9 protein-coding genes and 2 tRNA genes are annotated in these 12884 nt (G+C 37.5%); 8 read left to right on the forward strand and 3 right to left on the reverse strand.

Annotation, left to right across the window (positions count from 1 at the left end):
• Positions 1-17: 17 nt before the first annotated feature.
• A complete protein-coding gene (locus CPT03_RS04115) occupies positions 18-1505 on the forward strand; it encodes an IS1182 family transposase (protein ID WP_099437655.1) in 1488 nt (495 codons plus the stop codon).
• Positions 1506-1635: 130 nt separating this feature from the next.
• On the opposite strand, the gene CPT03_RS04120 is transcribed toward CPT03_RS04115, so the two are convergent.
• On the reverse strand, positions 1636-2940 hold the full coding sequence (locus tag CPT03_RS04120; RefSeq protein ID WP_099437656.1) for a GH36-type glycosyl hydrolase domain-containing protein: 1305 nt from the start codon (positions 2938-2940) through the stop codon (positions 1636-1638).
• A 140-nt stretch (positions 2941-3080) separates the two neighbouring features.
• Here CPT03_RS04120 and CPT03_RS04125 point away from each other — a divergent pair, with 140 nt between their 5' ends.
• Together CPT03_RS04125 and CPT03_RS04130 are read left to right on the forward strand one after the other, a co-directional pair.
• Positions 3081-5396, forward strand: coding sequence for a glycosyl hydrolase family 95 catalytic domain-containing protein (locus CPT03_RS04125; RefSeq protein ID WP_099437657.1), 2316 nt, complete (start codon positions 3081-3083; stop codon positions 5394-5396).
• A 176-nt stretch (positions 5397-5572) separates the two neighbouring features.
• Complete coding sequence (locus tag CPT03_RS04130; protein WP_216641606.1) at positions 5573-6628, forward strand: sterol desaturase family protein; 1056 nt, start codon at positions 5573-5575, stop codon at positions 6626-6628.
• A 175-nt stretch (positions 6629-6803) separates the two neighbouring features.
• On the opposite strand, the gene CPT03_RS04135 is transcribed toward CPT03_RS04130, so the two are convergent.
• The gene (locus CPT03_RS04135; protein ID WP_099437658.1) at positions 6804-7349 is read right to left on the reverse strand and encodes an RBBP9/YdeN family alpha/beta hydrolase; all 546 of its coding nucleotides are present in this window, start codon (positions 7347-7349) and stop codon (positions 6804-6806) included.
• A 112-nt stretch (positions 7350-7461) separates the two neighbouring features.
• On the opposite strand from CPT03_RS04135, the gene CPT03_RS04140 reads away from it, so the two are divergent.
• The 4 genes from CPT03_RS04140 to CPT03_RS04155 all read left to right on the forward strand — a co-directional run bounded on the left by CPT03_RS04140 (position 7462) and on the right by CPT03_RS04155 (position 9859).
• Positions 7462-8070, forward strand: coding sequence for a hypothetical protein (locus tag CPT03_RS04140; protein ID WP_099437659.1), 609 nt, complete (start codon positions 7462-7464; stop codon positions 8068-8070).
• 74 nt (positions 8071-8144) lie between these two features.
• Positions 8145-9047: an aldo/keto reductase family oxidoreductase gene (locus CPT03_RS04145; RefSeq protein WP_099437660.1), complete on the forward strand. Its 903-nt coding sequence runs from the start codon at positions 8145-8147 to the stop codon at positions 9045-9047.
• 606 nt (positions 9048-9653) lie between these two features.
• A tRNA-Pro gene (locus CPT03_RS04150) sits at positions 9654-9727 on the forward strand.
• A gap of 58 nt (positions 9728-9785) precedes the next feature.
• Positions 9786-9859, forward strand: a tRNA-Pro gene (locus tag CPT03_RS04155).
• A gap of 203 nt (positions 9860-10062) precedes the next feature.
• Here the strand turns inward: CPT03_RS04155 and CPT03_RS04160 are convergent.
• Complete coding sequence (locus CPT03_RS04160) at positions 10063-11709, reverse strand: recombinase family protein (protein WP_099437661.1); 1647 nt, start codon at positions 11707-11709, stop codon at positions 10063-10065.
• 362 nt (positions 11710-12071) lie between these two features.
• Between CPT03_RS04160 and CPT03_RS04165 the strand changes: the two genes are divergently transcribed.
• The gene (locus CPT03_RS04165; RefSeq protein ID WP_099437662.1) at positions 12072-12866 is read left to right on the forward strand and encodes a hypothetical protein; all 795 of its coding nucleotides are present in this window, start codon (positions 12072-12074) and stop codon (positions 12864-12866) included.
• Positions 12867-12884 lie beyond the last annotated feature (18 nt).

A 12884-nucleotide genomic window follows, 5' to 3' on the forward strand; every position in this document is an offset into this window, starting at 1 on the left:
ATTATCAACATTAGCTCATGGCGTTTCCGCCTACTTTCGATGAGTTGATTCCAGCAGATCATACTGTAAGACTTGTCGACAAGATTATTAATGTGATCAATGTAGAACCTTTGTTGAATGCTTACCACATCAGAGGTGCGTCCAATTATCATCCGATATTACTTTTAAAAGTTTTGGTCTACGGCTATGTGACCAATACGTATTCCAGTAGAAAGCTGGCCATAGCTTGCCGGGAAAATGTTCCTTTCATGTGGTTGAGCGGCATGAGTAAACCGGATCACAATACGATCAACCGATTTCGGGGTGTCCGCTTAAAACATGCCCTGCGCAGTGTATTTGAGGAAGTGGTTAAATATCTGGCCGAAGAAGGACTACTAAGTATTGATGAAGTTTATACCGATGGAACCAAAATTGAGGCCAATGCCAACAAGTACACTTTTGTCTGGAAAAAATCCATTCAGACCAATAAAGCGAAGATGCAAAAGCAGTTGGATGAAATCTGGAACTACGCCCAGAGTGTGGCTACGGTAGAAGATTTATTACCTGAACCGCCTACAGCCAAAATAGTAAGTCCGGAAAGCATCCAGGCAGCGGTTGATAAACTCAATGAAGTACTGGCTAACAATGATCAGGTTGATAAAAAGACCAAAGCAAAGCTCCATTACCTCACTAAAAACTATCCCGAAGCTATCGCCAAGTATAAGCATCAGGAAGAAATACTCGCCCAGCGCAATAGCTACAGCAAGAGCGATCCGGATGCTACTTTTATGAGAATGAAAGAAGATCATATGCGTAACGGACAGCTCAAACCCGCTTATAATGTGCAGATATCCACTTCAAACCAGTTTATTGTCAACTACACCATTCACTCCAATCCTACAGACACCTTAACTTTAAAATCACACCTGGAGCAACATGAAAATAGTTTCAATCGTCCCCCAAAGACCCTTACTGCTGACGCCGGTTATGGATCAGAAGAGAATTATGCCCTGTTGGAGCAAAAACAGGTGGAGTCTTTCGTTAAGTTTAACATGTTTGATAAACAACAAAATGTACACTATAATCAAAAATATCCTTTTGCTGCAAATCAGCTTTTTTATCATGAACAAAAAGATGCTTACATCTGCCCAATGGGACAAAGCATGGAATTTGTGGGAATAGTTAAAAAACGTACCACAAGCGGGTTCCAGCAGCAAGTCAGGCGATATCAAGCCAAAAATTGCAACAATTACCCACTAAACGGTGCTTGCCACAAATCCAAAGACGACCGCTTGATAGAAATCAATGAAAATCTGCAGAGACATAAGCAAAAAGCACATCAGCTACTCAATACAGAGCGAGGCATCAGTCACAGAAAGAAACGATGTCATGATGTAGAACCTGTTTTTGCCAATATCAAACAGAACCACGGGTTCCGCCGATTCATGCTCAGAGGTAAGCAAAAAGTAGAAATAGAATGGGGATTATTGGCAATTGCACAAAACATAAGGAAAAAAGCAGCTTAAGAGAGCTGTTTTTTGTACGCATCAAGAAATATTCAAAGAAAAAAGGTATACTAAGGAAATACTCAGAACGGATCTCACAATAAACAAAAAAGGAAGCCGTATCATCGTTTGATTAATGATACGGCCTCATTTATTGTTGCTCTTTTGCCCAGTTATTAAATTCGGAAATAGATTTACTTAGCACACCTGCTGAGCCCTTGAATTTGCCTGACCCACTCGGCACCCCGCCCTTTCCATACCATTCATAGAAACCATGATGTTTAATAACAAGATCAATCATAGGGCGAACCTCCTCATAAGCTTCTTTAACAAAGCCATTAGCAATTAGCTGCTGAATCATCCTTCCGCCAAACCAGGTCCAGTCTCCGCCGTTTTGATAGATGTATGGTTTAGACATACCTCCACGGAAAAGACCGTCGGGATAAGTAGGGTAAATAGTAAGGCCAATGCTTGGCATACCCGAAAGTTTTACGTTTTCGACCATTTGTTTATTAACTATTGCAATTTCATCTTTTGATAGCAAGCCTGCTTCAATAGCTACCGCAGTGCCACCATGATAATGGATGCTATTCTCATCAAATCCTGCAGGAATTGGAGATTTTCCCGGATAAATATGAGGAATGAATTTTTTTCTTTTTTCATCCCACAGATGCTTTCTTATGTTGGCCTTAACAGATTTCTGTAATTCTGCCCAATTGGCTTTCTGATTCTTATCAGTGGTCATTTCCTGCAGATAATTCAGTGCAATAATGAGCATGGCATTATCGTAAACATCAATAGCCTCGTTAGATAGGTTATTCCAGTCGCAGCCAAAATCATCGTTAGGTTGTACATCACCCCAATCGGCAGTCATTGCTCCATAAAGCAAGCCATAGCTTCTGTTGTATTTCTCCTTAAGTAAGTACTGAATCATGCGCTCCATTCGGGTTAGTACAGTTATACCGCCAATTTTTTCGGCCAAAATACTGGTGTCGCCTGTTTTCTTTACATACTTTCCTACAAGTTGTATTAGTGAGGTTTCCTGATCTGTTTCTACAGTATTTTTGAAGCCCACATGTTTAGTGTCATTATCTGAATAGTATGGGGTATCATCATTCCACGTAAAGTCCTTTTTTAAAACATAACCATCTATCATTTCGTCATTTTTTTGCTGAAGGGCAAAAAAGATCAGTATAGCTCCTTTTACTTCTTCTTTAGAGGTCTCTTCAAGGGCAGTTTCAATAAACGTGTTCATATCGCGGGCCCAAATTTGTGAGTAACCGCTTCCTGCATTAAATCCTTCTTTTATTGCGGCTCTGGCCATGCTGTCTACTTTTTTTAAGGAAGTATCGGCCAGGATGGTCTTGGCAAGTTGATGCTCTTCGGTCTGTTTTCTTGATGAACAGGAGCTAACAAGAAAGGTAATGGCCAATAGATAAGCCAGATAAAATTTCATGAGTTTATGGTTTTAAATATATGTATGTACAAAGGTAGTAAAAATGTAATAATTCATTTAATTCACTGAATTATCCATTGTATTTTGAGTTGTTAGTTAATAGTTTAGAGGTTTTAGTATAAACAGTAACCCACATACAAATGAAACCTTTCAAAATTATCTTACTGGTATTAAATCTTGGTTGTGCTGCTATGGCATTGGCGCAAACATCTGGTTTACCCGATGCCCATTTCAATCTATCATTAAAAGCACCCATAACCACCTGGGATGAGGCAATTCCATTAGGAAATGGCTTGATGGGTGGCTTACTGTGGGGAGAAAATAATACGCTTAGATTGTCGCTTGATAGGGGTGATTTGTGGGATGAACGTACTCATGGAGAAAAGGAGTGGTGGAAAAAGTATACTTATCAGAAAGGAGCGGAAATGGTAGCTCAGAAGAAGTATGCTATAGTAAATGGCTGGTGGGATGGTCCTTACAATGGTGTAAGCCCAACAAAGTTACCGGCAGGTCGTGTTGAAATTAAATTGCCACAGGGGCAGTTGGTTCAGGGATTTGAGCTGAAGCTGGCTACTGCCGAAGGCTTGGCTTATTTTAAATCGGGAGCTGTAGTGAAAGCTTTGTACAGTGCAAGCGAACCTGTAGCTGTGCTTTCTGTAAAAGGGGCTATACCGGATGCTGTTGATCTGTTAAGTACGTCGGATGTGTATCGTAAAAATACTGACGGACAAGGTGGGCCAAGCAGTGGAGGCTCTGTAAGTAAGCTTGGTTACCCTGATGCTGTTAAAGGTAAAAAAGGCAATGCACAATGGTATATACAGGAGGCTGCAGAAGGGTTAAAGTATTGCGTGTATGTAGAAACCAAAGCAACCGGAAAGGAAACTTTATTAGCTATCACCATTACTTCGACAACAGATTCTGGAGATTTACTGGCCCTGGCCGAGAAACGTTGTTCTGCTGCTTTAGCAAAAGGATATGATGCTGTGCTGAAGCCTCATAAACAATGGTGGAACGCATTTTGGCAAAAATCTAGCGTAAGCGTACCGGATACAGCTGTTCAAAAACAATATAACCTGGTTCAATATTTTTATGGTGCCGCATCTCGCTTAAATGCACCACCAATGCCGTTGCAAGGAGTTTGGACCGCAGATAATGGCTCACTACCACCATGGAAAGGCGACTATCATAATGACCTGAATACCCAGATGACTTATATGGCTTATCAGGAATCTGGTCGTTTTGATGAGGGCGCATCTTATATCAATTACCTCTGGGATCGTCGCGACTCTTTTCGTGCATTTGCCAAAGATTTTTATGGTACTAAAGGTTTGGCCTGCCCGGGCGTAATGTCGTATAGCGGACAGCCACTAGGAGGTTGGGGGCAATATAGCATGTCGCCGGCTATGAGCGCCTGGAGTGCACACTTATTTTACCTTCATTGGATGTATAGTGCCGACGATAAATTTTTAAGGGAAAAGGCTTATCCATGGAGCTCTGAAGTAGGAGAGTGCATGTTGGGTTTGTTGAAAAAAGATGATAAAGGAATTTTAAGATTACCACTTTCTTCTTCGCCCGAGATTTTTGATAATAGCCCTAAAGCATGGCTTGAACCCAATAGTAATTATGACCTGATGAGTTTAAAAATGTTATTTCTTTCTTTAAAGGAAATGGCCGAGGCTTGCGATAAAAACTATGAAATAAATAAATGGGCTGATGCCGCTGCTGCATTAGGCGAATTTCATACTAAAGATGACGGTACATTATTATTGGATGCCAACAATGAGTTGAAGAGCAGCCACCGTCACTTATCTAATATCATAGGGCTGTATCCTTTCAACTTAATTACCCCAGAGAATGGCGAAAAAGCAACAAAAGTAATAGATGCGAGTTTACAAAGCTGGGATAAATTGGGTACAAGCCAGTGGTGTGGGTATAGTTTTTCGTGGATGAGCTGTTTAAGAGCAAGAGTAGGCGATGCGGAAGAAGCGGTTAAGAACCTCGATATTTTTGTTAAAGCATTTGTGTTGCGCAATGGATTTCATGTTAACGGTGATCAAACGAAAAGTGGTTTTTCTAGTTTTACCTACAGGCCATTTACTTTGGAGGGTAACTTTCTGGCTTCGCAAGCTGTTCATGAAATGTTGCTGCAGAGCTGGAGTGCTGATCCCGGTAAAATAAATACCGGAGTTATCCGTATTTTCCCTGCTGTACCACAGAAATGGGCCAATGCTTCTTTTAATGATTTAAGAGCTGAGGGAGGCTACAAGGTTTCTGCAATTCGTAAAAACAATCAGACGGTTAGTTTTAGCATTACAGCAGCTAAAAAGGGTAAGGTTAGAATTAAGGATAACTTTAATGGCAGAGAACCGAAATGGAGTGTTAAAAATGTAAATAAAACAGGTGATATTTATGAGGTAAACCTGGCAAAAGGAGAAAAAATAAGTGCAACCTTTTAAAATAGCTTATAATGTATAAACATAGTTAAATGAGTTACCGTATGTTTATTTGACTTTCAGTAATATTTTTGAGTTTTTTGTGTTTTTGTATGGTGGTTTTAAAAAATGTCCGTATATATGTATGTACAATATAAGAAAGCTTAAACCAAATTAAACCACAAAAAGCTCAAAATATTATGATGGATTTTTTTCAAACAATTTATGATTGGGTTATTGGCTTTTTCGGCCTGGGGAATTTTATCAGGATTGTTAACTCTGGTGATTATAGCTCGTTTTTAACCTACGATGGTTTTATCTCCATTATTGGCCCCCTTTTTCCAATAGTTTTAGTAATAGAGATACTGGCAGCCTTAATACTAAGGAAATTTAAGGCTATTGATTATAAAATCTCATTCTTTTCGTATGTCTTTAATGCCTTTGTTGGCCGATTTATCTCAATAGCAGCAATTGTATTTTGTATAGGACTGTTCGAGAAATACGCCATCTTTAAAACAACTTTTACCTGGTACTGGTTTATTTACGGTTATATTGTCTGGGAATTTGGGCATTTTATTTATCATTATCTGGGGCATAAGGTTCGCTTGTTTTGGTGTTTACATTCAACCCATCATGCACCGCAGGCAATGAACCTATCAGTGTCCTATGCTCACTTTTTTCTGGAAGGCCCATATGCTGATGTAATCAGGACTACAGTATGTATTTTACTAGGCGTTAATCCACCTATGTTGTTCGTAATTATGTTTATTGATGGCTTTTATGGAGGTTTTATACATATAGGTGAGCAATTGATGAAGGATGGCAAATTGGGCTTTTTGTATAAATACATTTTAACCCCTTCACACCACAGGGTACACCATGCTAAAAATCCATTATATATGGATACAAACTTTTGTAATCTGTTGAATATCTGGGATCGTGTTTTTGGCACATATCAACCCGAAGAAAAGAACCTTCACATTGAATATGGTATTACAAGAGAAATGAAACCCAATAGTTTTTTGGATAGCTATTTTGGAGAGTTTGCCTGTTTAATAAAGGATGTTTACAAAGCTCCCGGGCTTAAAAATAAAATTCTATACATATTTATGCCACCGGGTTGGAACCATACTGGCGACCATAAAACAGCAAGTAAAGCCAGAAATGAATTTAAAGAAAGTCAGCGCCAGTTAACAGAAAATGCATTGGCACCTGACTTTAATGCAGATCCAAAACAAATGGCAATTCAGGAATAATAAGTTAGTTTTTCTGTTTAATTTTCCAACTGTCAAACCTTTTTCTTAATGTTCACCAGGTGGCTCTGGCGCTACCCGTTAGTACTATTAAGAAACCAAGAGTTAATATAATCTGTTGTAGTTTTTTCATGCCCGCCAGTTATCCTCAATTCCGGCTGAATCCTAATTGTGTTACTTATTCATTAGAGCCATTCAATTTCTGCAAAATCATCTGTCCTTCTTCCCACATTCCCAGATTTGAGTCGGAATTTATGTGCCCTTTTTCACCGATATTTATAAATTCACTACCCCATTGCTCTGCAAAATATTTGGCCCTATTTAAACTTATATAAGGGTCGTTAATGCTTGTTACTACTATAGACGGGAAGGTGAGTTTGGATAATGGAATAGGTGCGAACCCCCTTACAACATCTGGTGTATATTCTGCAGAATCAACATCAGCAGGTGCTACAAGTAATGCTCCTTTAATGTTGTGGTTATTATACTTAACTGCCCAATGGAGCACCAACGAAACCGCCAAGCTATGAGCAACCAAAATAACCGGTTCCCGTAGCTTCTCTATAGCTTCATTTAGTTTTTTTAACCATTTTTTTAATTCAGGCTCATCCCAATTTTCCTGTTCAATCCTGATGGCTTTGTTAAAATTCTTTGACCAATAGGTTTGCCAATGGTTCTCTCCGGATCCTCCAAGACCGGGAATAATCAAGATTTTTGTTTCCATTCTATAGATGCAATAGTTTATTGCCGGCACAATTTAGTAAACTGTTGTGAACTTTATAAACCGATTTTGAAATGATATTTATTAAATTACAGGGGTATTAAAAACTGGCAGAATGTTACAGAACAGAGTTGATCCATTTGGTAATATTATCAGAACTTCGGCACGGGGTACATTAATGGGGAACAGGGGTTTACTGCATAACGAAAAACAGGAAATCCGCCGCCCTTTTAAACTTACTGCCTGGATAACCTGTGTGCTTGAATTTAAAGGTAGAAGAAGACCGGTTATGGCTGTGGGACAGTACACTGAGTTGTTTTTTCTTGATGAGGCAACTTCTTTCGCAGCAGGGCATAGGCCATGCTTTGAGTGTCGCAGGCCTGAAGCAAGTGCATTTAAAAGATTCTGGTTAAAGGGGAATCATGAATATGGATTTAATGCAAAAACACCAATAAAATTTATAGATGATGTTCTTCAAAGGGAGAGGATTGATCAGGATTGTAAAAAGATAACTTTCATGGAATTTCCTGAAGTGTTACCTATTGGTACGTTTGTTATATTTAAAAGTGAGCCTTATTTAATAAAGAATGGAATGATGTATCGGTGGTCAGCAGAAGGCTACGAGGCCGCCAAGCCATTTCCAAAAGAAAAGTTATCAGTGCTTACTCCGAAATCTGTAGTTAATACATTTAGTGCGGGCTACGTTCCTTTGTTTATAGAATAAAAAATGTAAGTATTTTTTGACTAAAATTTATATAGATTGCAGTAATGCTTAGATTTGAATTATAGAAAGATAATATGCAAAAGATTTATATGGGAGATGCAGGGCCGAAAGTGTCGCCTGCGGTTTACGGTTTTTACAGATGGGATGATGTTAAAGATGCTGATGCAACTTTAAAGAAGATTTTTCATTTGTGTATGGAGCTTGGTATTAACACATTTGAGCACGGTGATAGCCAGGGTTCAGAAAAATGTGAGCAATTATTTGGAGAGCTACTAAGTGAAGGTGCTTTTAAAAGAGAAGAGGTTGTTTTATTTAGTAAGTGTGGATTAAGACTTCCAAGCTCACAGAATCCTGATGTAAGGGTTAGGCATTATAACACCTCAGCAGCCCATATCATTGCAAGTGTAGAGCAGTCACTAAAAAATTTAAGAACCGATTATATCGATATTTTTTTATTAGATAAACTTGATCCTATATCTAATCTTGAAGAGACTGCATTGACTCTGGAACGACTAAAGGAATCAGGTAAGATCAAGAATATTGGTGTGGCAAATTTCTCTGTTTTTCAGCACCAGTTATTGGCTTCTTATTTAACAAAGCCAATAGTAACCAATCATATTGAGCTGAATCTTTTGAATATGCAGGCATTGGATAACGGACAGATTGATTATATAAAGCAACGTTATATGCGTCCGTTGGCATATGCACCTCTTGCAGAAGGCAGAATTGCTGTGGGGACAGATAAACAGGCTATTAAAGTACGCGAAAAGCTGGAAGAGCTGAGTGTAAAATATAACGTTCATATAGAATCATTAGCAGTAGCGTGGCTGGTTAAATTGGGCGCCTTGCCGCTAATTGGTACTACAAACGAACAAAGAATAAGGAATGCAGTAAATGCCTTTACTATAGAGCTTGATCATCAGGACTGGTATGAATTGTATAACGTATCTGTTGAAAACTCGAACAAAACCTTATAGCAAGAGGGTTAAGGTGTATTTTTTTTAAAAAATAATTAGATAATTCAATTTACAGTCGTATATTTGGCGTGAGAGCGTTAATTTAAGCGGGAGTGGCCAATCTGGTTTATTCCCGCTTTCTTTTTGTAGTCATTTTCCTTTATCTAACTATAGTTATAAAGTAGTAATTCACTATACCATTTCCACACATAGTTCGCACATTCTACACACATCCTTCACAAAAAGGTACCTGTTTGTGTATTTGGTGTGAAGGATGTGTGAAGAAGGTGTGAAGAAACACTAATCTTGTGAAGAACCGATGTTTTTTGAGATGTAATTTTGTTGTTCTTGGTGGCTTTGAGGGTAGGATGCATTTAGGTGGCCTCAAAAAAAATAAATATTTTATATTTTTAAGTAGTTGATATAGAGTTAAAACGCTGTTCTTAGGCTATGAAAGCATATTTTTTAATTTTAAATAGCGCTTAATTATTTGCATGCAATTGAATTATTTCTATCTTTGCAGCCTCGGTTGATAAGGCTGAAAATAAACAACGTAAAGTTGGCTTTTATAAAAATAAAGTTGTTACTTTGCAATCCCTTCGAAAAAGGGAAAAGAAGATACCAGTTCGGGGTGTAGCGTAGCCCGGTATCGCGCCACATTTGGGATGTGGAGGTCGTAGGTTCGAATCCTGCCACCCCGACAAAGCTACTTGGAAGAGTAGTTTAATAATGACCATTAAAAAAGAAGATACCAAAGTTCGGGATGTAGCGTAGCCCGGTATCGCGCCACATTTGGGATGTGGAGGTCGTAGGTTCGAATCCTGCCATCCCGACAAAAAAGCCAAATGGCGCCACTTAAAGACAAGTGGTGCCATTTTTTATTTAAGTGCCTTTTTATTACCATAGGGAGGATTCCTGTTGAGATTTTCTTTAGTTGCAAATGTATGTTTTAACTATTTTTGAATTAAAAGTTGAGAATATTGAAATATGTTGACAGGATTCGAACCAGGTTCACGCTTTTAAATATTTTCTTTTTTTAACCGATCTTGATTTTGATAGAAATACAAATTTCTGCAAGTTTTAACAGGAAGGATAAAACCTTGGTGGCATTTTGAGTTGATATTTTATTCCCTTTGTTCAATTCAATTTTTATAATATTCGAGATTAACTCTTGTTGTTCTTTGCTAATATTTTTGATAATGTCTGCTTCTTCAAAATTCTCTTTCGTATTTGAGCACTGAGATCCATAAACGATCCTAACCTCATCTTTCAAGTGACTTGTAAAGTCGGGATCGCTATATACAAAATCTTTATTTAAGAACAACGAAGCAACTTTTAATTCTATGGAATTGTCTGTGCCACGAAAAATAAAAGCGGGCTTTAAGAAACATTTCGTAATCTTTTTTAAACTCTGCTTCTGCTTTACATCAAGTTTATAAGCATCATTGAGTTGTGTGCCTAAGATGCCAATTCTATTTTCGCAGTCTGATTTTATTGAATGGTAATCTTCTTCGTCAATTGTACCTTTTACTAAAAGCTCCCTTGCATTAGCAACTCGTTCCATCATTTTATGTAATGCTCTATTGATATTGGTTTTGTCAATAGATTTTTGTTCGTACAATTTGCCGTAAATCTTTCTGATAAGATCTTCAAAAATTGGAGTATATTCCACATTTGGTTTTAGCAAACAAATCCCTGATAATAAGTTTTCATTTACTTGATCTGCCCTTACTCGATAACCACAAGAAGAAGAACAATGATAATAAAAGTACTTTTTAGCCCTTCCTTTTGAACCACTTCCAGTCATTTTTTTTGAACAAAGAGGACAACTTAGTATTCCTCTAAACATAAGCTCACTATTCGCACTTTGTTTAATGTACTTTTTGTCGCGTCGTTTAATTCTTGATTGTACTTCATCAAAAAGTTCTGTCGAAATTAAAGGATTATGGATACCAGGAACTTCTACTATAGTTTTTCCATCTAAAGAAGGAACTCTTATTTTACCGCAGTAAACTGGATTTTGAAGTATATTGAAGAAAGCATTTAGACTACATTTTAACCCTGTATTGAGAGCTGTTTTATAGTAAGAGCGAACGGACACATTTTCATCGAATCCTTCAAATACCTTTTTGATTAATGTTGCCTCTGGCTCACGGGGAATGATTGTTTTTGTTCCGTCTGGTAACGATATATTGAGATAACCTATAGGTGCTCGCCCCATATATCGTCCTTCCTTTTTGGCTTTGTTTATACCTTGCTTAATATTTAAAGATCTTCGGTCATTCTCAACTTCTGCTGTGACGATATACATCGCCAGTAATACTTTGTTTCCAGGTACTGACATATCCAAAGGTTGATCTGTAGCCTGAGGTTCAATACCGAGCTTTTGTAGCTGCGTGATCATGTAATAAGCATTTGCTGTATTCCTGCTAAATCGATCCCAACGAGTAAATAGAATAAGTTGCGGTCTATTAGATTTATTGATATTTAATTGTTTCATCATGGTAGTCCATGCCGGCCGTTCGAAGTTTTTTGCTGAATGGTCTTCAAATACGGTCTGGACAATTTCAACATGATTGTCTTTACAATATTTATTTAATTTTTCTTCTTGGCTACGCTGAGAGTACCCTTTTTGTGCTTGTTCGTCTGTGCTGACTCTGATGTAGATGATAGCGTGTAACATATTAAAATAATTTACATTTTTAATTAAAACGACTTATTTCTATATAAATGCCCTTATAATCATCGAAGGAAAAGGGTGCCTTAGAAACATAATTGTTTTTAAAATCAATCTCGGTAAGATTGGAAGCCCGTTTTTATCTTATTAAGAACAAATAAAACCTTGACTTTCGATAGCTGGAGAATGCAATGTCGCATGGGGATTACCTGCAAGAAAAGATACTACTACTAGTAAAAGGTGCAGTTGATTAATTTACGGGTATGAAATAAAACACCAGCTCTAAAATTCAAAAAAAGAGCTATCTTTACCAATCAAAGAACAATAAGACCTATTATTTGAGGCTTTACATTCCATGAAAGGTAAAAATGGCAGACAGTGTATACATTTCTGAAAATCTAGGTAAGACTCAAATTGAGTTTCTAAAGCTGTTGGATGAGAGTGAAATTCAGCGATTTAAGTTTTCCGAGATCGAAAATCAAATCAATCAGAAATTTGAAAACCTGAATGAGGTATTAGAAAATTTGGTTCATAAGCAATTGTTGACGAGGGTGGAGAAAGGTAAGTTTTGTCGTCCTAATTTTCGGAATGTATTGGTAATCGGAACATTTATAACCGAAGAAGGAACTATTGCTTATTGGTCTGCACTTAACGTTCATGGATTAACAGAACAAGTTTCTAATACTGTGTTTGTCCAAACCACTCGTAAAAAAAATGATAAAAATATCTTTGGGACTGATTATAAGTTTGTAAAAGTAGCAGATTATAAAAAGACCGGGATAACCTGGGATGGCTACGGAAACCTTCGATTTCCTGTTACTGATATAGAGAAGACAATTGTAGATTGTTTTGATCAGCCACAGTATTCGAGTGGTTACACAGAACTTATTAGGGTTGTTAAAAATGCCAATATGGAGGCAGATAAATTAATTACTTATTGTAAAGCTGTGAAAAATATTGCTGTAACAAAGCGAATCGGCTTTTTAGTCGCGTTTTTCGGTCGAACTGACTTAATATCTTTTATAGATTTCGCTAAAAAAGAAGTGAATGCTAAATACAATTTACTGAATCCTCAGGGTACTGAAAAAGGTGAGTTTGTATCGGAATGGAAATTACGTCTTAATATAAGCAAACAAGAGTTACTGAAAATTTCTAATAGATAATATTAATAATGCTAAAAA

The organism is Pedobacter ginsengisoli (genome assembly GCF_002736205.1).
Classification (GTDB): domain Bacteria; phylum Bacteroidota; class Bacteroidia; order Sphingobacteriales; family Sphingobacteriaceae; genus Pedobacter; species Pedobacter ginsengisoli_A.

Excerpts from the sequence above, each read along its gene's own strand:
- CPT03_RS04135 (WP_099437658.1), bottom strand. The coding sequence starts at position 7,349 with ATGGAAACAAAAATCTTGATTATTCCCGGTCTTGGAGGATCCGGAGAG.
- CPT03_RS04125 (WP_099437657.1), top strand. The coding sequence starts at position 3,081 with ATGAAACCTTTCAAAATTATCTTACTGGTATTAAATCTTGGTTGTGCT.
- CPT03_RS04145 (WP_099437660.1), top strand. The coding sequence starts at position 8,145 with ATGCAAAAGATTTATATGGGAGATGCAGGGCCGAAAGTGTCGCCTGCG.
- CPT03_RS04165 (WP_099437662.1), top strand. The coding sequence starts at position 12,072 with ATGGCAGACAGTGTATACATTTCTGAAAATCTAGGTAAGACTCAAATT.
- CPT03_RS04120 (WP_099437656.1), bottom strand. The coding sequence starts at position 2,940 with ATGAAATTTTATCTGGCTTATCTATTGGCCATTACCTTTCTTGTTAGC.
- CPT03_RS04160 (WP_099437661.1), bottom strand. The coding sequence starts at position 11,709 with ATGTTACACGCTATCATCTACATCAGAGTCAGCACAGACGAACAAGCA.
- CPT03_RS04140 (WP_099437659.1), top strand. The coding sequence starts at position 7,462 with ATGTTACAGAACAGAGTTGATCCATTTGGTAATATTATCAGAACTTCG.
- CPT03_RS04115 (WP_099437655.1), top strand. The coding sequence starts at position 18 with ATGGCGTTTCCGCCTACTTTCGATGAGTTGATTCCAGCAGATCATACT.
- CPT03_RS04130 (WP_216641606.1), top strand. The coding sequence starts at position 5,573 with ATGATGGATTTTTTTCAAACAATTTATGATTGGGTTATTGGCTTTTTC.